24 protein-coding genes and 2 riboswitches are annotated in these 22,564 nt (G+C 37.0%); of the genes, 17 read left to right on the top strand and 7 right to left on the bottom strand.

The genetic code is table 11. From position 1 onward, the window contains the following. Positions 1-68: 68 nt before the first annotated feature. A riboswitch (SAM riboswitch) is annotated at positions 69-180 on the bottom strand. Positions 181-362: 182 nt separating this feature from the next. Then, a riboswitch (SAM riboswitch) is annotated at positions 363-476 on the top strand. Positions 477-620: 144 nt separating this feature from the next. The 3 genes from P9E47_RS10215 to P9E47_RS10205 are packed head-to-tail and all read left to right on the top strand — an operon-like array spanning position 621 to position 3,234. Continuing rightward, on the top strand, positions 621-1,394 hold the full coding sequence (locus tag P9E47_RS10215) for an enoyl-CoA hydratase-related protein (protein WP_326163362.1): 774 nt from the start codon (positions 621-623) through the stop codon (positions 1,392-1,394). Positions 1,395-1,420: 26 nt separating this feature from the next. Continuing rightward, positions 1,421-2,449, top strand: coding sequence for a CoA transferase subunit A (locus P9E47_RS10210; protein WP_326163361.1), 1,029 nt, complete (start codon positions 1,421-1,423; stop codon positions 2,447-2,449). Further along, positions 2,446-3,234 (top strand): CoA-transferase subunit beta, encoded by a 789-nt coding sequence (locus tag P9E47_RS10205; protein ID WP_326163360.1) that lies wholly within the window; start codon positions 2,446-2,448, stop codon positions 3,232-3,234. Before P9E47_RS10210 ends, P9E47_RS10205 begins: the two co-directional genes overlap by 4 nt. A 403-nt stretch (positions 3,235-3,637) precedes the next feature. On the opposite strand, the gene P9E47_RS10200 is transcribed toward P9E47_RS10205, so the two are convergent. The 4 genes from P9E47_RS10200 to P9E47_RS10185 are packed head-to-tail and all read right to left on the bottom strand — an operon-like array spanning position 3,638 to position 6,970. Beyond that, positions 3,638-4,495, bottom strand: coding sequence for a PhnE/PtxC family ABC transporter permease (locus tag P9E47_RS10200; protein WP_326163358.1), 858 nt, complete (start codon positions 4,493-4,495; stop codon positions 3,638-3,640). Beyond that, complete coding sequence (locus P9E47_RS10195; RefSeq protein WP_326163356.1) at positions 4,492-5,286, bottom strand: PhnE/PtxC family ABC transporter permease; 795 nt, start codon at positions 5,284-5,286, stop codon at positions 4,492-4,494. The genes P9E47_RS10200 and P9E47_RS10195 overlap by 4 nt, the downstream gene beginning before the upstream one ends. Beyond that, positions 5,283-6,041, bottom strand: coding sequence for a phosphonate ABC transporter ATP-binding protein (locus P9E47_RS10190; RefSeq protein ID WP_326163355.1), 759 nt, complete (start codon positions 6,039-6,041; stop codon positions 5,283-5,285). The genes P9E47_RS10195 and P9E47_RS10190 overlap by 4 nt, the downstream gene beginning before the upstream one ends. 11 nt (positions 6,042-6,052) lie before the next feature. Next, positions 6,053-6,970 (bottom strand): putative selenate ABC transporter substrate-binding protein, encoded by a 918-nt coding sequence (locus tag P9E47_RS10185; protein ID WP_326163353.1) that lies wholly within the window; start codon positions 6,968-6,970, stop codon positions 6,053-6,055. A gap of 217 nt (positions 6,971-7,187) precedes the next feature. On the opposite strand from P9E47_RS10185, the gene P9E47_RS10180 reads away from it, so the two are divergent. The 11 genes from P9E47_RS10180 (at position 7,188) to P9E47_RS10130 (ending at position 17,854) form a co-directional block, all read left to right on the top strand. After that, the gene (locus P9E47_RS10180; protein ID WP_003332839.1) at positions 7,188-7,778 is read left to right on the top strand and encodes an SCO family protein; all 591 of its coding nucleotides are present in this window, start codon (positions 7,188-7,190) and stop codon (positions 7,776-7,778) included. Between the two features lie 295 nt (positions 7,779-8,073). Then, positions 8,074-8,508: a cytochrome c family protein gene (locus P9E47_RS10175; RefSeq protein WP_003332840.1), complete on the top strand. Its 435-nt coding sequence runs from the start codon at positions 8,074-8,076 to the stop codon at positions 8,506-8,508. 15 nt (positions 8,509-8,523) lie between these two features. Further along, the gene (gene nosZ / locus P9E47_RS10170; RefSeq protein ID WP_326163351.1) at positions 8,524-10,401 is read left to right on the top strand and encodes a Sec-dependent nitrous-oxide reductase; all 1,878 of its coding nucleotides are present in this window, start codon (positions 8,524-8,526) and stop codon (positions 10,399-10,401) included. A gap of 62 nt (positions 10,402-10,463) precedes the next feature. Next, complete coding sequence (locus tag P9E47_RS10165; protein WP_326163349.1) at positions 10,464-11,033, top strand: hypothetical protein; 570 nt, start codon at positions 10,464-10,466, stop codon at positions 11,031-11,033. Further along, the gene (gene nosD, locus P9E47_RS10160; RefSeq protein ID WP_326163348.1) at positions 11,030-12,346 is read left to right on the top strand and encodes a nitrous oxide reductase family maturation protein NosD; all 1,317 of its coding nucleotides are present in this window, start codon (positions 11,030-11,032) and stop codon (positions 12,344-12,346) included. The genes P9E47_RS10165 and nosD overlap by 4 nt, the downstream gene beginning before the upstream one ends. Further along, positions 12,346-13,143, top strand: coding sequence for an ABC transporter permease (locus P9E47_RS10155; protein ID WP_003332844.1), 798 nt, complete (start codon positions 12,346-12,348; stop codon positions 13,141-13,143). The genes nosD and P9E47_RS10155 overlap by 1 nt, the downstream gene beginning before the upstream one ends. Continuing rightward, a complete protein-coding gene (locus tag P9E47_RS10150; RefSeq protein WP_003332845.1) occupies positions 13,140-13,811 on the top strand; it encodes an ABC transporter ATP-binding protein in 672 nt (223 codons plus the stop codon). The genes P9E47_RS10155 and P9E47_RS10150 overlap by 4 nt, the downstream gene beginning before the upstream one ends. Continuing rightward, entirely contained in the window at positions 13,808-14,740 is a 933-nt protein-coding gene (locus P9E47_RS10145) for a FixH family protein (RefSeq protein ID WP_326163346.1), read from the top strand. Before P9E47_RS10150 ends, P9E47_RS10145 begins: the two co-directional genes overlap by 4 nt. 182 nt (positions 14,741-14,922) lie before the next feature. Next, positions 14,923-17,025, top strand: a complete 2,103-nt coding sequence (locus tag P9E47_RS10140) for a methyl-accepting chemotaxis protein (protein WP_326163345.1) — start codon at positions 14,923-14,925, stop codon at positions 17,023-17,025. A gap of 12 nt (positions 17,026-17,037) precedes the next feature. After that, positions 17,038-17,466, top strand: a complete 429-nt coding sequence (locus tag P9E47_RS10135; RefSeq protein ID WP_003332849.1) for an ATP-binding protein — start codon at positions 17,038-17,040, stop codon at positions 17,464-17,466. After that, positions 17,459-17,854 (top strand): STAS domain-containing protein, encoded by a 396-nt coding sequence (locus P9E47_RS10130; RefSeq protein WP_003332850.1) that lies wholly within the window; start codon positions 17,459-17,461, stop codon positions 17,852-17,854. The genes P9E47_RS10135 and P9E47_RS10130 overlap by 8 nt, the downstream gene beginning before the upstream one ends. 83 nt (positions 17,855-17,937) lie before the next feature. Here P9E47_RS10130 and P9E47_RS10125 read toward each other — a convergent pair whose 3' ends face one another. Next, the gene (locus tag P9E47_RS10125) at positions 17,938-18,405 is read right to left on the bottom strand and encodes a 4-vinyl reductase (protein WP_326163343.1); all 468 of its coding nucleotides are present in this window, start codon (positions 18,403-18,405) and stop codon (positions 17,938-17,940) included. 134 nt (positions 18,406-18,539) lie between these two features. Here P9E47_RS10125 and P9E47_RS10120 point away from each other — a divergent pair, with 134 nt between their 5' ends. Both P9E47_RS10120 and P9E47_RS10115 read left to right on the top strand, forming a co-directional pair. Then, the gene (locus P9E47_RS10120; RefSeq protein WP_326163342.1) at positions 18,540-20,153 is read left to right on the top strand and encodes a sensor domain-containing protein; all 1,614 of its coding nucleotides are present in this window, start codon (positions 18,540-18,542) and stop codon (positions 20,151-20,153) included. Further along, the gene (locus tag P9E47_RS10115) at positions 20,146-20,403 is read left to right on the top strand and encodes an amino acid decarboxylase (RefSeq protein WP_326154753.1); all 258 of its coding nucleotides are present in this window, start codon (positions 20,146-20,148) and stop codon (positions 20,401-20,403) included. Before P9E47_RS10120 ends, P9E47_RS10115 begins: the two co-directional genes overlap by 8 nt. A 21-nt stretch (positions 20,404-20,424) precedes the next feature. Here P9E47_RS10115 and P9E47_RS10110 read toward each other — a convergent pair whose 3' ends face one another. Next, the gene (locus tag P9E47_RS10110) at positions 20,425-21,123 is read right to left on the bottom strand and encodes a Crp/Fnr family transcriptional regulator (RefSeq protein WP_003332854.1); all 699 of its coding nucleotides are present in this window, start codon (positions 21,121-21,123) and stop codon (positions 20,425-20,427) included. A 22-nt stretch (positions 21,124-21,145) separates the two neighbouring features. Next, positions 21,146-21,412 (bottom strand): hypothetical protein, encoded by a 267-nt coding sequence (locus tag P9E47_RS10105; RefSeq protein WP_003332856.1) that lies wholly within the window; start codon positions 21,410-21,412, stop codon positions 21,146-21,148. A 272-nt stretch (positions 21,413-21,684) separates the two neighbouring features. On the opposite strand from P9E47_RS10105, the gene P9E47_RS10100 reads away from it, so the two are divergent. Next, entirely contained in the window at positions 21,685-22,563 is an 879-nt protein-coding gene (locus tag P9E47_RS10100) for a DUF6282 family protein (RefSeq protein ID WP_003332857.1), read from the top strand. The last annotated feature ends 1 nt before the right edge of the window (position 22,564 follow it).

Below are 22,564 nucleotides of genomic sequence, written 5' to 3'. Positions count from 1 at the left end.
ATCGTCCTCTCGATTATTTTCTGAAACTAAAAAACCTCTTCCCAAGGAAGAGGCAAAAAATCGACTCTTCCTTATCTTCTAACAAGTTATACAACTTGTTACTGGAGTTAGCACCTTTTGCATTGCTGCAAGGTTGCTGAAGGATCATAGAGCCAGTCTCTCCCCTTCTCTGGATAAGGTATCCGTTTCAATATTTGGTTGTTTTTGTTATGATTGTGATTGTACGGGAGGAAAGTATACTTTGTCAATAAGGATTATTAGAAATTTTAAAATTTTATTTTTTTGAAAAAGCAGTTGCCAAACATTGAAGTTAATGATAGAGTTAAGGACATAATTTTAAAAAAACAAAATATTTGAATTTTTACTTATCCAGAGTGGTGGAGGGAAAGGCCCTATGAAACCACGGCAACCCCATTCTTTTAATAAGATGGAAGGTGCCAATTCCTACTGATGAATCGTCAGCAGTAAGATAAGTGAGGGACTCATAAATGTTGTAGTGGTCTTTCCTTATCTTGAGGAAAGGCCACTTTCGTTTTATAGGCATAGTTTCCATTAAGGAAAAATTGCAACAGTTTTACACATATTAAACTAACTAAACAGATATGAAAGGTGGATTTACTATGAGTTTAATTAAATATGAGGAAAATGGAAAAATTGGAACCATTACATTAGATAATGATAAGCAGCGTAATGCGCTATCGCTTGAATTGATAAGAGAACTGGATGCAAAGTTAACTGAAATTGCAAATGAAAGAAAAATAAATGTTGTTATTATCCAAGCAGAAGGAAAAGTGTTCAGCTCCGGCCATAACCTTCGTGAGATTGACGGTGCACCAGTTGAAGATGTTGCAAATCTATTTGAAGAGTGCCAAGCCTTAATGGAAAAGATCAGAAATATTCCACAAGTTGTCATTTCAAAGGTGCATGCTATTGCGACAGCAGCGGGTGCGCAATTGGTAGCGGCATCTGACCTAGCGATCGCAAGTGATAATTCATTATTTGCAACCCCTGGAACATTAATTGGCCTATTCTGTCATACACCGGCTGTTTTCGTAAGCCGTAACCTTGATCGCAAGAAGGCTGCGGAGCTTTTATTTACAGGCGATTTCATCACAGCAGAAGAAGCGAAGATTCATGGGTTAATTAATAGAGTTGTACCGCTTGAAAAATTAGATGAAGAAACTGAGAAGTTTGCAAACTCCGTTGCTCGTCATAGTTTGGCAGTTTTAGAGGCTGGTAAAAAACAATTATATACACAGCTTCAAATCTCTAACGATTTTGAAGCTTTAACATATAGCTCAGATGTGATGGTGAAAAATAGCCAAAAACCAGATGCAGTAGAAGGAATACGTGCATTTTTAGATAAAAGACCAGCACAATGGTCAGACCGCTAGGAAAAAACGAAGGGAGAAATGTTGCGATGACTACTACAAACATTAAAGCCGAAAATCCGTATTTATATGGCTGGGCATCTACTGATGAAATAAGGGAATATCGAAGAAATAATAAATCAACAAAGAAAATTGATAAACGAGTTACTTTAAAAGAGGCAGTAAGCCGTAGGGTTAATCAAGGGGATTATATTGTATTTAGCGGCATGGGCTCGGTCCGCAACCCAATGGCTGCTGTATATGAGATTATTCGTCAAAATATCGGTGACTTAACCATTGCGGCAAAGGGGTCACAGCATGACTGGCAGCTGTTGGCAGCAGCTGGGTTAATAACAAAAGCTGAAATTGCCTATGGCTTTGGGGATGAAATTCGTGGCCTTTGCCCAGCATCACGCCGAGCAGTAAAGAACGGAACTTTGGAGATTCTGTCCGAAATGACAAATGCCGGCTTCCAATGGCGTTTTTCAGCTGCTGCAAGAGGAATTCCATTCTTCCCATCAAGAACAGCACTTGGAACTGACACTCTTCATTATAGTGGGGCGAAAGTAATTGAAGACCCATTTAGTGGTGAAAAAATAAACTTATTACCTGCATGCTATCCTGATGTAGCCATTATCCATGTCCACCGTGCTGACAAATACGGAAATTGCCAAATAGACGGAAATATTACGCTTGACGTGGAACTAGCACATGCAGCAAAAAAAGTGATCATTACAGCTGAAAAAATTGTGTCAGACGAAGAAATTCAAAAACGACCTGATTTAACAAAAATTCCATACTTTGTTGTTGATGCAGTAGTTGAAGTACCATATGGATCCCATCCAAACCAAGTTCCATACCAATATTCATTCGATGAAGATCAATGGATGGAATGGTTGAAGGCTTCAGCAACAGATGAAGGGGTGCAGGAATACTTAGACCAATATATCCGCTCAACTAAAGATCATTATGAATACCTAGAAAAAGTCGGCGGCCTTCGGAAACTGCGCGAGCTTGAAAATATCGAAAATGGAACACTACCACATCCAACCGTATCTACAAGGGGGGCAATAAAATGACAACAACTCAAGCAAAACAAACAGCAACTGCTGCTGACAGAATGATTATTGCAGCCGCAAAAGCTTTAGAGGATGATAAAAGTGTCTTTGTAGGGACAGGGATGCCGTTATTAGCAGGTATTTTTGCTCAAAAAACACATGCTCCCGGATTATTAACAGTCTATGAAGGTGGCGGTATTGGCGGCACGCCATCACAACGTCTGCCTATTCAAGTTAGTGAATCAATGACATTTGAAAATGGTACGATTGTCGGTTCAATGGATTATGTGATGAGCTTAGCACAAGCAGGTTTCATTGAATATGGATTTTTAGGTGGAGCCCAAATTGACGCTTACGGCAATTTAAATTCAACATTAATCGGGACATGGGAGGACACAAAAGTACGTCTTCCTGGTTCTGGTGGAGGAGCAGATATCGCTTCATTTTGCTGGAGAAATATCATTTTAATGCTCCAGGATAAGCGTAAATTCGTTGAACAGCTTGACTTCTTTACAAGCCCAGGCTACTTCCGAGGACCGGGTGAGCGTGAGAAGCATGGACTGCCGAAAAATACTGGCCCATATCGTGTCATCACGCAATTAGGTGTCTACGGTTTTTCAGAGGAAACAAAACGGATGAAGCTGCTTCACTTATACGAAGGCGTTACATTAGAAGATGTTCAAGAAAACAGCAGCTTTGAAATCGAAATCGATCCAAACTGGAGCTATATTCCTGAGCCAACTAGCGAGGAACTCGAGATTCTACACAAAATAGATGCAACAGGAATCGTGTTAGGGAAAAACTAATTGGAGTTGCTTCGACTGAAACATAAAAAGGAAGCCCAAACGCAAAATAGTTTGGGCTTCCTTTAATTTTGGTTAAATTCATGTTTTATCCATAACCCAACATGATGGCTCCTTCGTTTGATTACTGATAACTAGGATTTATCCTCACCAAATGGGGCACCGTACCTGTTTGAATATAGATAACTTGATTTTATCCTCACCAAAAGGGGCACCGCGCTTGTTTGAATATAGATAACTTGATTTTATCCTCACCAAAAGGGGCACCGTACCTGTTTGAATATAGATAACTCGATTTTATCCTCACCAAAAGGGTTTCTGCGCTTGTTTGATTATAGATAACTCGGATTTATCCGCATCAAAACGGGACCAGAACTGATTTGATTAATAATAGCGCACTAATTTACTATTTAATAAATCTCCGAATCCCTTCTGAAATCGAATCCGTCAAAATCACTAACAGCACATAACAAATTAAAAACAACGTTATATCAGAATAATGGAACCAGCTCATACTCAGCTTGAAAGCTTGACCTAATCCTCCTGCTCCGACAAAGCCGACAACAATGGTTGTACGGATAATAACTTCCCATCGATATAGAATATAGGTGATAAACTGGGGAAGTACAGTTGGGATGACGCCATAAATAAACATTTGTACTTTACCAGCACCGGAAGAGGCTAGACTACGAATTGGTCTCGTATCGACATCCTCAATAACCTCTGCACAAAGCTTGCCTAATATACCGAAGTTGTGCAGCGCCAAGGCGACCGCACCAGGTAGAATGCCCGGTTTAAAAATAAAGATGATAATCATCGCCCAGATTAATTCCGGAACTGATCTTGAAAAAATATAACAACCACGAATAAGTCCATACACTATTTTTCCATACCATTTTCTTGACAAGGTCAATGTTCCATTGGCCACATTTCGGGCAGCCGGAACCACCGTTAATACCATAATAATGACCGAAAATCCAATGGCCATAATACTCATTTGCAATGTTTCAACTGAAAGCTTTAATGCCTCGAGCCAGCTTTCCTTACTTAAAAAGGCGGGATGTTCTTCCCCTACACCAGCCAATCCATTGAAAAATTCCTTCGTATATACCAAGTTTTCCTCTGAAAACAAATCAAATAGACTGGCATCTTCTCCAACAAAAATGAAAAGCCAAGAGCTAAGAACAAGGGCGAAAATTAACAAAACGGAGAGCTTAATAACACCGATTTTGGCTGGTCGCCTAAGATTTTTTTCGTTTTTCATGCTACCAACCTCTTTCGTAAAACTTGGCTCCAAAAATCAATCAGTAAAACTAGGGCAATTAAAAAGAACATGAATGTCCATACTTCATCGTATTTTAAATCATTAAGTGACAGTTGAATTTGGTAACCAAGGCCTCCTAAACCGATAAAACTCATAATTGCTGATGAACGGATCGCACACTCAAAACGATACATAACATAGCTGACCATTCCACCAGCAGCTATCGGAAAATACCCGTACAACAATATTTGCAGGCGTGAGGTACCGCTCGCTTTTAATGCTTTGATTGGTTCTTCAGGAACGTCATTTAACATATCAGCAAAAATCCTTCCTAAGATGCCGCCATAGGGAATCGCAATTGCAAAAATAGCTGCAAATGGAGATAATCCGAATGCTGCTACGAACAACCAAGCCCAGATAAGTTCATGAATTGCCCGCATAAATCCTAAAATCCCCCGGAAGGACGTGATGAACATCGCTTTACTGTAGGGTTTCGAAGCAACAACACCAGAGCCCAACACACCGAACACAACACCGAACAAAACGGCTAGTGACATTCCGGCCGTAGCATAAGCCAATGTTCTCCAGGAAGAAGTGATCGCTAAATTAATAATTTCCGGAGAAAAATCTGGTTTGATCATTCCTTCAAGGATTTGCATGGTGGTTGCTTTTCCGCCGGAATGTAGAAGGTCAGATCCCCATTCTACAGAAAATAAGCTCCAAGCAAATACAATGATCATTATAATTGTTAAGGTCGTCTTTTTATGGAATGGAGGTTTCGTATGCATCATCTCTCGGGCTCCATTAAATCATAAAGATCTGTTAACATATGTTCAGTTACTTCATTAATAGGAAGGTCAAAGAAAATCCTTCCTTCCCTTAACGCGATAATACGGTCAAAATATTTCGTAGCCAGTTCAACTGAATGCAAGCTAGTAATTAAGGTTTGGTTTTCTTCCCCTGCTAATTGGACAAGCTTCGAAATAATATCGTCAGCACGGGCCGGATCTAGGGAAGCAACTGGTTCATCTGCAAGAATAATTTCCGGTCTTTGCACTAATAGGCGTGCAAGTGCGATACGCTGTTGCTGCCCGCCGGAAAGATTGGCTGTTTTTTCATATGTTTTTTCTAATAGCCCGACTCTTTCCAAGGCATGAATAGCCATATTTTTATCTTGTGGAATAAAAAATGATAGGGCTGATCTGAAAAAGCCCCATTCACCTAACCGTCCTGCAAGAACATTATGAATAACCAGCAAGTTAGGTACTAGATCAAACTGCTGACGAATAATGCCTAACTTACGTGACAGTGTTTTGCCTGCCTTATATTGGGAAGACGTCATCCCATCAAGCCAATATTCTCCGCTATCAGGTTGAATAATCATCGCTAAGATATTTAATAATGTTGATTTACCGGCACCGCTTGGACCGATTAATGCGATTCGTTCACCCTTATGGATACAAAGAGAAAGGGAGGATAGAGCCCTATTCTCCCCGTACTTTTTTTCGATATTTTTTAAAACGAATTGTTCGTTTTGAAATGCCATGCTTTCACCTTCTACTTAATAATGCCTAATTCCTTTGCAACCTTTTCTATAGCAGCATAATTTTCATTTTTTGTTTCGATAAATTTATCTGTGGCAAATAAGTCAAGAATGTCCTTTTGCTCTTCATTCATTGAAAGAAGTGCTTCTTTTAGTTTATCTTTAGTACCTTCCCCGTATACTTCATCGACATTGCCTACAACCCAATGATAATCATAGTACGGTGGTGTTGTATAAAAAACTTTTACTTTATTCACATCAACTTTGCCTTCTGCTACAGCTGTTTCCCAAACTGCTTCATTTAACGCACCTGTTTGGAAAGCACCAGATTCAACTAATTTATATGTTTTATCATGTGATCCAGAATAGTTAGGCATACCATCAAGGTCTTGATCAGGATTTATTCCTGCTTCTTCCATAAAGTAACGTGGCATTAAATGACCGGATGTTGAACTCTCACTTCCAAACGTGAAGCTCAAACCTTTTAAATCGTCTAAGCTATCGATTTGTAGATCATTTTGAGCAATAAATACTGAATGGAATTGTTCATCACGTGGTCTTTGAACGATTGCTTCAGCCTCTGGTACAACATTTCGAACCTGAACACCAGTTAGTCCGCCAAACCAGCCTAATTGAATTTCTCCACGCTGAAAAGCGGTGATTAGTGCGGCATAATCAACGGATGGTACATATTCAACCTCAAGTCCCGTTTTTTCACTAAGATATTCCGCCATCGCACCAAAGCTTCTATTTAAATCTGAGGCATTTTGATCAGGGATTGCTCCAATTTTTAATACTTGTTTTTTGGCTGCAGTATTTGCTTCCGGAGTAGTTTTGCCTTCTTCATTTTTATCGCTGCCACCGTTTCCACCACATGCAGTTAAAGCTATCATTAATAATATGGAAAAAATAGCAAGTAATGTTTTTTTCATAGTTATTCGCTCCTCTATAAAAATAATTCATAGTGAATATCAAAAATTATTATAGAGGGAAGAAAAGAAAACGTAAAGTAATTAAACTTATAAGAATAGTATTAATATTTTTAAGTAGCACTTATAAATTTTAAATATAATGTTAGCTGTTACTTAAATTTTGATATAATTTCTGGTAGGTATTAAGATTGAAAAATCAATAGTTGGAGGAAAAAAAATGAACTTAAAAAAATGGCGCATTCAATTTGGAGTTTTATTAGTAGTATTTTCTTTAGTAGCATTGACCGCTTGTGGTCAACCAAAATTTGAAGCTACCTATGATTGGCCTATGGCGGATTTCTCTTTTACTAATCAAGATAATCAACAACTTGGCCTGTCAGATTTAAAAGGAAAGGTCTGGCTTGCGAACTTTGTTTTTACTAATTGTGATACTGTATGTCCGCCAATGACAGCCAATATGGCGAAGCTTCAAAAACAAATGGCCGATGAAAAAATCAATGCGGAAATAGTATCTTTTAGTGTGGATCCAACAAGAGATACTCCTGAAACATTAAAAGAATTTGCAAGTAAATTTCAAGCTGACCATTCAAACTGGAACTTTCTAACTGGGTATACAGAAGAGGAAATAAAAGCAATCGCCAAATCATCATTTAAAACATTAGCAGAAGCAGAACCAGGTACAGATCAATTCATTCACAGTACAAAAATCTTTTTGATTAATCAAGAAGGCATTGTCGTAAAAGGTTATAATGGACTAGAAGTTCCTTATGAGGAAATTATTTCTGACTTAAAAGCTATAACGAAATAATAAACAGTAGTAAATTTATTCACTGTTAGTAATATGATAAACCTTTATTTTATAACTAGTTTCCAAATGGAAGCTAGTTTTTTTATTTTCATAGAAAAATATTTTTTCAAGTAAATTTGATCAAATATTGAAGAGATTCTTGAAAAAATTTCGTCTTTTTTGTGAAGGAGATGTGAAAGAAATGTGAAATCTTGTCAATTTTTGATATTATGTGATATTTATCACATGTTTTTTGTTTCTTTGGAATTAAGATAGGGTCGTAATCTTAACAAACATCCTGAAAGGGGGGGACAAGATGAAAAATGCAATTATAATCTTTTTTGTTTTCGCATTAGTGGGATTTGGTGGTGGCTATTTATTTAGTCAATCGGGTTCACAAGAACAAGCTACAGCACCAGATAATGCGGCAACCGAACAAACTCAAAATACAGCCGATGATGAAAAAGTGGAAGCACCTGCACCAGCTGTATCTCCAGAAGGAGAGATTTTCAATCAGAAAGGTTGCCTTGCTTGCCACTCTGTAGAAAATCTTGGTTTACAAGGTGGAGCTACAGGTCCTGACTTATCACAAGCATATGTGAATGTTGAAGGAAAGCATGGAAAACCAATTAATGAATTCTTAAAAGAACCAACATCAGCGGTAATGTCATCAGTGATCGGTGGTAACCCATTGACAGATGATGAAATAAATAAAGTTGTTGAAGCTTTAAAAATTGCTAGTGAAAAATAATAGGAGGTGCGTTTAATGAAAAAAGGTATTATCCCTGCCATAACTGGTTTAGTTGCCGGTGTATTGGCATCAACTGTTTTCTTCGCACAGACGGAAGTCGGTCCAAGACCGGTTGCCAACACATCTTCAACAGTAAAATCAAATGCTGAAAAGGTTTATGTGCCATTTGGTGAAAAAGACGAATATTATTTATTCGCATCTGGTGGTCACTCAGGACAATTGTTTGTTTACGGTGTACCATCAATGAGACATATTCGTACAGTACCTATCTTCTCTCAAGATTCAGCAACAGGATATGGCTGGTCTGAGGAATCGAAAAAGCTTATGGGTAACTATACATGGGGTGACTTCCACCATCCAGCGTTCTCAGAAACAAAGGGTGAATATGACGGTAAATATATGTTTGCAACTGACGTAGCAAATAGCCGTGCTGCAGTAATGGATCTTAAAACATTTACTGTAAAAGATATTATTGAAGTACCAAATACGAGTGGACCACACTGTGCGGCATTCGTTACTGATAATTCAGAGTATATCTTCTTACCAACACGTTTCTCTGTGCCGCTAGGCAGTGCTTATGCGTCATTAGACGAATACAGCCAAAAATATTATGGAGTTATGAGTGCTGTTCAATTTGATGAGCAAAAACAAAAACTCGGAGTTTCTTGGCAAGTTGCACTTCCACCATGGAGCTATGACTTATCAGATGCTGGTAAAGGTCCTTCACATGGTTGGGGTGTAATCACAACTTATAATACTGAAGAAGCAACAACTACAATGGAAATCAATGCGTCTCAAGCAGACCGTGACTTTATTGTGCTCTTCAACTGGCAGGAACTTGAAAAAATGGTTGCAGAGGGAAATTACGAAGAAGTTAATGGTGAAAAAATTGTCTTCCCTGATAAGAACAAAGGTGGAATCTACTTAGTACCAGTTGCTAAATCTCCACACGGAGTTGACGTAACACCAGATGGAACAAGATTTATCGCTTCAGGTAAACTTGCACCATCAATGACAGTATTTTCATTTGAAAAAGCATTTAAAGCTATCGAAAATAAAGATTTTTCTGGCGAAAAATATGGTATGCCTGTATTAAATTATGATTCTGTAATGGAACGCGAAGTAAACCCTGAAAATGCTCTTGGTCCGCTTCATACACAATTCGATGATAAAGGAATGGCTTACACAACAATGTTCATTTCTTCTGAAATCGTTAAGTGGGATCCTAACACAGGGGAAACATTAGACCGTGTACCTGTTCAATATTCACCAGGTCACTCAGTTGCTGCGGAAGGTGACTCAGCTTCACCAGATGGTAAGTATATTATTGCATTGAATAAGATTGCGAAGGATTCTTACTTATCTGTTGGTCCTTCACACCCTGAATCCATGCAGTTAATCGACTTAACTGGACCTAAGATGGAAATTATTCAATCTGCGCCAGTTAACCCAGAGCCACACTATGCACAAATGATTAAAGCAGATAAGATTAAAACAATTACAGTCTATGATAAAGATCCATCAAATCCTGATGCAGTATATAGCCAGGATCAAACAAGAATTGAACGTAACGGTAAAAAAGTGGATGTCTACGGTATTGCAATGCGTTCAAGATTTATCTTTGATGCAAAATCTGAGCGTCCAGACGTTATTGAAGTAAATGAAGGCGACGAAGTAACGATTCATTTAACAAATATCGACTTTGACCAAGATATTACACACGGCTTTGCTATTAACAAATATGATCTAAACTTCGAAGTACAGCCTGGACAAACAGAAACAATTAAATTTAAAGCTGACAAAGCTGGAACATATCCACTATATTGTACAAACTTCTGTTCAGCGCTACACCAAGAAATGAATGGTTATTTATTAGTTAAACCAAAAAAATAAACAGATACGGGAGTACTTTTTGGTACTCCCCCTTTTTTAAAACTTTTTATGAGGTGATGGGTATGTCTAAGAATCTATCTGTATCTTCTATGGCATTATTAATTATTGCAGCAGGATTATTTGTTACTTCTATCTTCTTTCCGTGGTGGGGAATGAAATTTTTTGCGCCACAATATCCAGAGGGGCTCGATATTATTGTGTATCCATATAAATTAGAAGATGCAAACGATGTATCGATCATTAATGGTTTAAATCACTACATCGGCATGAAAGAATTTAGTGAAGAAAACTTTCCTGAATTAAGCTATTTATCTTACATTATCGGCGGATTAGCCTTATTAACATTAGTTGTTGGGATTTTACGTAACAAAAAATTATTAATGGGATTAATTGGTTTATTCGTCATTGGCGGCGCTCTAGGTGTTTATGATATTCATCGCTGGCTGAAAAGCTATGGAACTAATTTGGATCCTATGGCTCCGATTGATGTACCACCATTTGTTCCACCAATCATTGGAGAGAATACAATTGCTAATTTTGTAACTCATAGTTATTTTACAACAGGATTTTTTATGATTGGGATTGCATTTATTCTAATGATTATTCCATTATGGAAGGATAGAGCGCAATGAAAATCCAAGCCTTTGTCATTGTTGGATTTTTATTCTTTTTACTTGGAAGCAACGCCAGTTATGCCGAAGAATCGCTTCAAGATCTAATTGATCAAACCCCTGAGAATGGTACGCTTCAACTTGAAGATAAAACCTATGAAGGGAATATTGTTATTTCTTCACCAATTACCATCATTGGCACGAAAGAAACCGTTATAAAAGGCGAGGGGAAAGGGAATGTCATCACTGTAAAAGCTTCTAATGTTACCTTGAAAAACTTTTCGGTTATAAATAGCGGACATGATCGAAATTCAGGGGAGGAATATGCAGGCATTAAGCTTATGAAAGATGGGAACATTGTTGATCAAATAAAAATCACCGATTGTTTTCATGGTGTTTATTTAAGCCAATCCCATCATAACAAGGTCAGTAACGTGACGGTTATCGGCAAAGAGAATGGTGAGATCGGCGGACAAGGGAATGGTATCCAACTTTATTATTCTCATCAAAATGAATTAGTTAATAATTATATAGAGGGAACTCGTGACGGAATTTTCTTTGATTATTCCCATGAAAATATTTCAAAAGGAAATGAAATACAGCATACCAGATATGGTTTGCATTATATGTATTCTGATCGAAATAAATTTACAAAAAATAGATTCAGCTATAATATTGGCGGAGCAGCCATCATGGAATCTAGGGGAACGATTTTAGAAGACAATCAATTTATTTTAAATCAAGGAACACGTTCATACGGACTCTTGATGCAATCAACAAATGACACAGTTATAACTAAAAATCTCTTTTTTCAAAATCAACGAGGCATCTATTTTGATCAATCTCAAAAAGCGATTGTCAAAGATAATGAATTTTTACAAAACCAGATAGGTGTTGAAGTATGGGCATCTTCTGCAGACCAAGTATTCAGCGGCAACAGATTTTCAAATAATATCGCTACCGTGCTGACATTTGGCGGGAAAGATAATAATCAATGGTCTGAAAATGGCAAAGGAAACTATTGGGGGAATTCTATTTCAGTGCTTGACCTCGATCAAAATGGAATCGGTGATTACCCTGTTGAATATAAATCCTCGCTTTATCAATTGGTAGAGGATAATGAATTAGCATATTTATTTTTAAAAAGTCCGGCGATAAAAGTTTATGAAAAAATGAATGAAGTGTTAAATAAAAAAGAAGTCATGGTTACCGATCAATTTCCTTTAGTGGAAAAGGGAACAATAAACGAAAATAATAATCTCTATATTATTATTTTGCTATTAATGGTTATATTAGGTAGTGTTTACTGGAAAAGAAAAAGGAGAAGAGCGTAATGAATTATATTTGGAAGGAATGGAAGGAGCAATCGAGGGGTAAAGGGATTTGGCTAGCACTTCTTATGGTCATTCTTTTATCAATTTTTATTTTACTAGAGGCACGTACATTACCGTCTGAGCATGGTTTTACTGTTTTTCTTCTTTCTTTATATGAAATGAATATCTTTATTTTACCGTTATTAAGTATTTTTATTGCATCCTTTTCGATCATACAAGAAAAAGAGTTAAAAACGTTAATGATCTTAACGACGAAAAAGGAATCGTTTTTAAGCTTTTTATTTAAAAAGAGTATAGCTGTTCAATCTGTCATTTTAGGCGTTTTTATTGCTTGGTACTTTGTGTTTGCGGTAGTTATGAAATTTTTCTTCTATTTTAATGTTAGTCATTTTATGGCTTTTCTAATGTCAGTGATATTTTTAATTATCATTTTTAATCAGATTGGCTTATTCTTGGGCAGTATTTGCAATACTAGAATGCAGTTGATCGGTGCTAATATTTTTACATGGTTTTTATTTGTGTACCTAGCAGATTTATTATTCTTATATCTTCTGCCATCCGTAACCTATGATAATGTACAACTATTTTCAGTCTTTTTCTTTTTAGATCCGATTCATGCCATTCCGTTCTATTTGGAAACATCATTAGGAGTATTTTCGACAGATCACATGTCTCGCCTAATGGAAAAAATGGTTTGGGCGTCTCCTGTCATGTTTATTGTTATTGATGTCATTGTCTGGGTGGCTCTTTCTTTCGTATTCAGTATTTTATTAAAAGGAAAGGGTGATAGAGTATGATCGAAATCCGTGATGTATCACATTCCTATCAGAAAAAAAAGGTTTTAGATTCAGTTAGTCTCATTGTCGAAAAAAATGAATTATGTGCATTAGTCGGCAGAAATGGTGCTGGGAAATCTACGCTGATTCATTTAATGCTGGATCTTTTGCCTTTAAAAACTGGGACGATTCAGTTGAATGGAATTCCGGTACAAAAGCCGGGTTGGAAAAAGACCGTTTCCTATTTACCTGAGAAATTTCAGCTTTATCCGAATTTAACTGGTGAAGAAAATTTGCGTTTCTTTGCTTCTTTAGAAGATGGTACAGTTGATGAGGACAAATTAGAGGAAAAGCTAAAGCTTGTTAGGTTGTGGGAAGATCGGAAGGAGCAAGTTTCCGGCTATTCCAAGGGGATGCTGCAGCGTCTTGGACTTGGGATTATGCTTTATTTTGATACAGAGCTATTAATACTAGATGAACCGACAAGTGGTTTGGATCCAATCGGCCGCATTGAGATTTTATCAATCTTAAAATCATTAGAAAATAAAACGATCTTGCTTTCTTCACACCATATTGATGAAATCAACCAAATTTGCTCCCATGTAGCCTATTTAAAAGATGGGAAAATGGAAAAATACACGGTAGAAGAATTTGAAACCAAAATCTTAAATGAAGGAGTTCTTGCATGAAAAAAATAGTAACGTTTTTAATGGGATTGTTTGTACTAGCGGGTTGTAGTGGCGGCGGAAATTATAATGTTGAGGTTGCCGAAGCACCGGTTTATAAACCAGATCACACTCCAGCGGCCGTTTCGTTTAAAATTTCAGAGGGAGAAAAAGCAGCTGAAGGTTTAGAGGTTAAGGCCTTATTTGAAATGGAAAAGATGGACCATGGTTCAATTGAAGTAACCCTACAAGATAAAGGGGAAGGTCTTTATGGTGGTGAAGTTGCGCTGCCTATGGGTGGAGACTGGCAGGCTTTATTAACGATAAAAAATGAAAATAAAACAGCGGAACAGCTTGTGAAATTTACGGTTGAAGAACCTGTTGCAACGGTGACAACATTACCGGAAGGTGTAGTTGCTACAGTAAACGGGGAAGAAATTAGTGATGAAGATATTAAATTTTATGAGGCTATTAATACGATTCAAATTGAAATGTATCGTGAAGCTGACAAAGCTAAATATCAAGGTAAAGAGTTAGAGGAAGCTATGAAGTACTGGGATGCCCAGGTCGCAGCGGCTAAAAACAAAAATACATTATTAACTCAAGTTATTCGTCTGCGAGCTATGGCCTTATTAGCAGAAGAAAAGGGTCACAAAGCCTCTTCTGATGAAATTCAAGCAAAATTAAATGAAACGAAAAATTCATACAGAAATAGCGAAGTAGCCGAGAAGTTGATCAAAGAATATGGGGAAGAAAAGTTTTGGTCTATCCAAGAAAAACAACAGAAATCGATCGTGCTAGTGTCAAAGGTTCAGCAGGATGTAATAAATAATGTGAAAGAAGCAAATCCTAAAGCGGAATCAAAAGAGATTAATATGTTAGCAGAAAAGAAATATGAAGAACTATTAGTTTCACAAGTTGGAACATTAGATATTAAATTGAATAAATCATAATCGGAAGCAGGTGATTCGACTTGCTTCCGATTTTTTTTGTGCCTGTCCCCACTTGCCAGTTGGTACAGTTTTATAAACGTTCATAATTAATAAAGAAAATTGTGAGATTTATCACGATATAAATACTGTGTAAACAGTAAAATTACAGAGAATTAGCCTATTTGAAACGGGGGAATAGACGAATGCAGTATTTTTTTGCACCAGGGACTTGGCTCATTAATAAGTTTAAGTATTCAGGGAAATTTTTCATTCTAGGTGTAATTGTTCTTATTCCGTTAGTATTACTTTCTTATTTTTTGTTTTCAGAAATAAATAATAGTATAGAGGCGGCAGAGGAAGCTGTCGATGGTGCAAAGTATAATAATGAATTAAAGACATTTTTACAATATATGCAGCAGCATCGTGGTACGGCGAATGGCTATTTAAATGGTGACCAATCCTTTAAAGAAAAACTAATTGAGATTCAAAAGAAAATAGATGATACGATAACAACTATTGACAATATTGATCAAGAGGTTGGAAGTAGGCTTAAAACTACCAAGGCATGGACTGATATTAAGAATAAGTGGATCAGTGTCTCCAAAAATGTATATAATATGAAGGCGCCTGAAAGCTTTGCTCTTCATACCGAGATTACATATGAAACAATGGAATTAATAAAAGATGTCGCTGATTCTTCAAAGCTTAAAGTTGTACCTCAGTTAGATGCAAGCTATTTAATGGAGTCAGTTGTAAATGAATTACCGCTTTTAACTGAAAATATGGGCCAGGCACGTGGAAAAGGTGCAGGTGCTGCTGCAAAAGGGGTATTGACTGATGAAGAAAAACTACAGTTTTCTTCATTTATAAGTTCGATCCGTAGTAATTCAGATAACTTTATAAGAGCATATAGTATTATCCTTAATGAAAATCCAGAGGTCGGAAATAAACTTAAGGAAAAGGTTGATTTCTCCCAGCAATCAATTTCAGAATTTCTTGATATCTTTGAAAATAGGATTATTAAGAAGGTCGATATTGAATCTGGACAGTTTTTTGATATCGGAACAAAGGCTATTGATGCAAGCTTCGCTTTATACGAAATAGAAACAAATATGTTAAATCAGCTTCTATTGGATCAGGTTTCGCAGTTAGAAATGGAAAAGTTGACTCTGACAATAATCGTTTCTGTTCTATTTTTATTAGCAGCCTATTTATGTATTTCATTTTTTATGTCTGTTAAGGATGCCGTTACTAATTTAGTAAAAACAACAAGTGAAATGGCTAATGGGAATTTGACAGTTAGAACAAATATTAAATCCCAGGATGAATTACTTGTTATCGGTGAAGCCTTTAATGGGATGGCTGACTCTTTTTCAATGATGATAAAGAAGAGTCAAGCGGCGGTAGAACAATTGGCAAGTTCATCTGAACAGCTTTCAGCAAGTGCTGATGAGACTGAACAGACCGCCATGCAAATTGCCGACACAATTAACGGTGTTGCAGCTGGAGCGACCAAGCAATCTGATCATACCGGTGCCATTCTTGAGATGATTAAAAATATGAAAGCACAGGTTGATATTGGAAACGCCAAAGTGGAACAATCATTCATTCAAGCCAAGGAATCTTCGCGATTTGCTAGTGTTGGTAATGCCGCGATTTCAGAAGCGATAAGCCACCTTGGCGATGTTACTCGAACTGTACAATTTGCGACAGATTCGATTCAAAAGCTTGGAAAACGATCAAATGAAATTGGCGGCATCATTAGCGTCATTACTAATATTGCTGATCAAACTAATTTGTTGGCATTAAATGCGGCAATCGAAGCTGCAAGAGCCGGTGAGCAAGGAAAAGGCTTTGCCGTAGTTGCTGAAGAAGTAAGGAAATTAGCAGAACAATCTAGTACGGCAGCCCGTCAAATCATAGAGTTAATTGAGTCCATCCAGTCTGAAACATCCGTAACAGTAAGAACGATGGAAAGTAATTTAACCGCTGTCCAAGGTCAAGTGAATATCATTCAAAAGGGCGGCGAATCTTTAAAAGAGATTGTTCGAAACGTTGAAAAAACGGAAATGAGTGTCCAGGAGCTTCAACAAGTTTTAGTGCAGCTTGAGGAAAATGCCGATGAGATCCTAAAATCTGTTCAAGTAGTAGCAGCTGTAATCGAAGATACGGCCGCATCTGCGGAAGAAGTAGCTGCCTCTGCTGAAGAGCAATCTGCAACAGTGGAGGAAATGTCAGCTAGTTCCCTCACATTGGCTAAATTAGCGGAGGAACTGCAGAGTGAAATTAATAGATTTACAGTGTAAGGAGTGGGGCAAATGTTGACAAAACAATTAATGGTTGAGGTAGATTGTCCATCCACCTCAACATCTTTACCAATATTACATCATTTAAGTAGGGAAGCATTACAAAATTTAGAAGAAGAGGATCAAATAAAAAAATGCTTTGCGATCAATGAAGGTTTAATTAATGCAATACAGTATTCAGATCGAACTAATGCTTCTATTTCATTTTCAATCATTAAAACAGAAGAGTATACAGATTTTATTATTAAAAACTATGGTGCACAGATTTCCGATATAGTATTAGAGAATCTCTCTACCCAAACATTTGATGATGTATTATGGGAGGAAAGCGGCAGAGGTCTATTAATCATTAACGAAATTGCAGATGAATGGTCATTTAGTAGGGATGAGCAGGGCCGAAACATATTGAAAATAAGAATGCGGGATGAATTATATGATTGAAAATAATAGTGTTGAGATTCGGTCGGAAATCCTTCATGGGTTTCAAAGGATCATGTTTTCAGGAGAGCTGGTATACGGTCAAACTGAAAAAATTCGCGAAGAAATATTTTCACTTCTAGTCGATTGTGACGGCTACATTTTGGATTTACAAAATGTAAAGACGATAGACAGTACAGGATTTGGCATTTTAGTAAGCATTGCTAAAAAGCTAAAGAATCAAAATCGGAATCGAATGGTAGTTGTAATTAACAAACCTTCGATCCTGCAACTATTTAAAATTACTAAACTCACATTAATATTTCCGGTCGTGGAAACAAAGGAAGAAGCCGTTGCACTGTTATCAAAGGATTTGGATACACCGTCGGGACTATCCATCGATGATTATTAAAAGAAACTGAATAGAGGGGACAGGCACTGCTGGTGACGCAACTGGCGCACCTACTGGAGGGTGGTGTCTGTCCCCATAGTCCGTTACGAAAACTTGATCTTATACTCGCAATCCTCATCACCGTTTACATTGCACTTCACTTCGCGAACATGAATTTCGCCCTCATAAATCGAGGATAGCGCGCCTTCCAAAATAGCTCCTTCTAGGTCGCAAACCATATTTCCTTCGTGGACGGGAAGACCTTCACAGAAGCAGTCCTCAATAGCAATATGAATTTCATTATCGTTTTGCGAAAGTATCCGCGGAATGCCTATTTTCAATTGTTCAAACAACTCCAAGACTTCTTCGATTGAGGAAACCTGCATGCTTTCGCCAATTTTTCGCCCCACCGTCATTGTTGTATTTTTCCCTTTCATCGGTAAACCTTGATACATGCCGATTAATCTTACAGAGCGAAATAGCTCTAACGGCACAGATTCTCCTAATGTGTTTCGTTTAATTTTTTTCATATCTTCAAAGGTAAATAAATTCATCGTATTCATTTCGATCATTCAACTCCATTCTCTCACTGATAATCATTATCACAAAACCACAAAATAAAAACCTTGATTTAAATCAATTACTTCTATGAATTAGCGTAGTATCATAATCCACATAGCGGGATGGAACCGGAGGTGAGGGGTCTTTGAATCTTTATAAAGAAGCACTTCAACAATTACAGGATGGTATTCTGATCACAAATATGGACGGAACGATTCAATTTGCCAATTCAACTTTCCTTAAAAGGAGTGGCTATAGCGAGAGCGAAATTCTCAATCAAAAAGCCAATTGGTTGTTTAGCTATACCATTAATGCAACAAGGCAATGGCAAGGAGAAATCGAGCTAAAACTAAAAAATAACGGCACAAAAACACAATGGGTCAATGTGAGTCCAATCAAAGATGAAAATGGAATCACGCAACATGCCGTCATTATGTTTTCAAACTATGAAAAAAGTGAGCTTGATCCATTAACGAAATTGCCTAATCGCTATTTATTACAAAAACAGCTGAAAAAGATTCTAGTCCATTCGCAAAAGAATGATAAGATCTTTGCTGTTTTATATATGGATCTTGATCGCTTCAAATTTGTAAATGATACATTAGGCCATTCTTATGGGGATTTATTATTGCAACAGGCCTCCGAAAGACTGAAAAACAGCATTGGTGAGGAACATATACTAGCTCGAATGAGTGGGGATGAATTTGTTTGCGTATTGCAGAATTTGCAAAATGAAGCGGATGCTGAAAATATCGCGAAAAGGATCGTTTCCGGTTTGTCTCAACCTTTTTCACTACATGATATTGAAATCCATATATCAACAAGTATTGGAATCAGTCTTTTTCCATACGATGGGGACGATGATGAAAATCTTCTTACAAACGCTGATTCAGCCATGTACAGGGCAAAGAAAAAAGGTAGAAATCAGTATGAAAAAGCAAATGTTGAGGTCAATGCTGGTTGTTATGAACGGCTCATCATTGAAAATAACCTCCGTAAAGCATTGGAGAAAAACGAATTATCGCTAAATTTCCAGCCGCAATTAGATTTAAGAAACGAAAAAGTCATCGGCTTTGAGGCGTTATTAAGATGGAATCATCCAGACCTGGGAAATATTCCACCTTCCGAGTTCATACCGATAGCTGAAGAAACAGGATTAATCCTTCCAATTGGGGACTGGGTTTTAAAAAATGCTTGTTTGAAAGTAAAGGAGTGGGAAAAAGCGGGTTTTCACTCACTCCGCATTGCCGTTAATTTGTCAGCCCAACAATTTTTACAAAAAAATATGGTTGAAAAAATTAAAGCCATTATCAAAGAAACTTCCATTGAACCGGAATGTCTGGAGCTGGAAATCACTGAAGGAGTTGTGATCCATGATATTGATTCAGCTATTTCAGTACTGCAGCAGTTGAAGGAGATCGGCGTTCAAATTTCGATTGATGACTTTGGAACAGGCTATTCCTCTTTAAATTATTTAAAAGAATTACCGGTTAATACGCTGAAAATTGATCGCTCATTTATCTTCGATATTGATACAAATCCAAGCAGCAAGGCGCTGACAGCAGCGATTACGACAATGGCCCATGATCTTAAACTTAATGTAGTGGCAGAAGGGGTCGAAACATATAAACAATTATCCTATGTAAAAAAATCATCATGTGATGTGATTCAAGGCTACTATTTTAGTAGACCATTACCATCCGATCATGTTGTTAACTTTTTAATAAATACTAGACAGGCGGTGCAGAAAGATGCTTGATGTTAAATTAGAAGGAAACAAAGCCATTATTGATGTACGTGAAAATATTAAAAGAGGGGAACATCCACGCGGTGAAATATTGGACTACGTAAAACAGGCCCCTGCAGGGACCATTTTCGAAATTCATTTACCACTTTATGCGCAACCGTTAATCAATGCATTAAGTGCTCTTGGTATGAATGCGATTATTAACGAATTAGGGCCAGAGCATTATCGAATTATGGCGGTAAAAATTAACGAAGAAGCATAATCTTAAGCATTGATGCAATAATCACAAACCAGCTAAATCTTTTAGTGTATCCAAATTGAGCACCTGAATCACTCTGCGCTGCTTTACTGCAATAATTTCTTGTTCCGCAAACGATAGTAATTTGCGGCTCAGAGTTTCAGGTGTTGTTCCTATCAATGAAGCTAAATCCTTTTTTGGGATCGGTAACATAAACTCGTTATTCCTAACCTCAACCTTTTCGAAAAATAGCAGAATGACCCTCGCTAACCGTTTCTCAACCTCCATAAGGCTCAGTAGACTCATCCACTCATCAGCCAAAAACAAGCGATTATTTAAAGCGTTAATGAAGTGAAGCGCCATCGTCGGATTTTTGCCAAGCGTATCTAAAAAGGCTGCTTTTTCAATCGAGCAAATTGTTGTTTGTTCAAGTGCTTCTGCATTAGCATAATGGTTACTATTTTGCAGCAAGGCAAATTGTCCAAAAAAATCCCCGGGAAATAGGAGACGAATAATTTGCTCCTTCCCCTCTTCGTTCAGTTTTGAAAGCTTGATTAAACCTTCATGGACAACAAAAAGAGAGTCAGAATGCTCCCCTTCACGAAAAATATAGTCGCCCTTTTTATAACAACTGCTATTTGTCACAGATTGTATAGTTGCCAGCTCTTCATGATCCAACCCCTGAAAAACCGGAACAATGCGTAAACAAGATGATTGATGATTACAATTTTGAGTATAGTACATTGTGATATACCTTCCTTGAAAGTTAATGAAGTTGATTTTTGCCAACCATCATATGAAAGGAATCTTTAAATCCAATGAAAATTAATTTAAACTTGATTAAGGCCGTTAAAAATAAAAGTTCTAAGCTGCTTCGAAGTCCTAATTCTATCCTTGACTTTTCTTCTTCAATCAATTCGAAATAAATATCTTCAATCTTCTCGTTATTAAAAAAGTTTCTATCTTTCTTTTTCACCTTCAAGATACTTTCAATCTGAGAAACTAATTCGCGATTTGTTAATTTTCTAATCATCAAGAACATCACCTCGAAATTGAACATTTATTATAAATTTAATTATAGCGAACAATAGTGAATGATGGAGTTAATATTGTCACACAATTTGTAAAAAATAAAAGATAATAACGAAAAAAATTTTTACAAATCTAAGTAAATTAATTTTATTGTTCTTAATATTCAATCACAATTTAATTGATAAATGAGTCCACGCTAATGGGTATAAACAATGGCACAATTCTTGCATATTTAGAAATAAAAGAACTAACCATGAAAAGGGGAGTTAAGTAATGAATATACCATTTCACCCGTTATTAGAAGGGGCAATAGAGCTACATGTTCATAGTGCCCCAAGTTTGTTCCCAAGAAAGCAAACGGATTGGGAGTTAATAGAGGATATAAAAGAAGCAAAAATGTCAGGCGTTGTGTTAAAAGCGCATGAGGCTCAAACTGTCGATAGAGCTGCGTTAATACGTGAAAAAGAACCACAACTTCGTGTATATGGAGGTATCGTATGTAATCACTTTACAGGTGGTCTGTCGCCAGCAACAGTTGATACCGCAATCCGGTTGGGGGCTAAAATCATTTGGATGCCAACATTTTCTGCGGAAGAACATCAACGTTACTTTGGGAAAAAGAAAACAAAGTTTTTTAATAGCAAAAAAAGTCTGAAACATAGTTACGGACTTGAAATATGGGATGAAAATAGGAGTATTCTTCCGGAGGTTCATGAAATATTAGATTTAATTGCGGAGGCAAATATAATCCTTGCAACAGGACATCTGGCGGCAAAGGAAGTTGATGTGTTAGTAGATGCTGCAATTGAACATAAGGTTGAAAAAATTTTAATCCAGCACACTGATCTAGGAATAGCACGTATTCCGCATGAATTGGAAAAGAAATTTGTAAAAAAAGGTTGTATTTTAGAAAAATGTTACTTAGCTTGTAGTGATGATTTTAATGATATTAGAACAGAGGAGATGGCAGAGACGATAAAAATTCTCGGTGCGGATTCTTGTGTGATGGTAACGGACTATGGACAAAGTCATAATATCCCTCCCGTTAGAGCCTTAAGTCGATTTGTGGATGATATGCTTCAGGCCGGTTTGTCAGATAAAGAGATTACTAAAATGATAGTAAGCAATCCAAAACAATTACTTGGACTCTAAA

The organism is Schinkia azotoformans, assembly GCF_035811335.1.
Lineage (GTDB): Bacteria > Bacillota > Bacilli > Bacillales > Bacillaceae_J > Schinkia > Schinkia azotoformans.
This window is presented reverse-complemented; position numbering and strand designations above follow the sequence as displayed.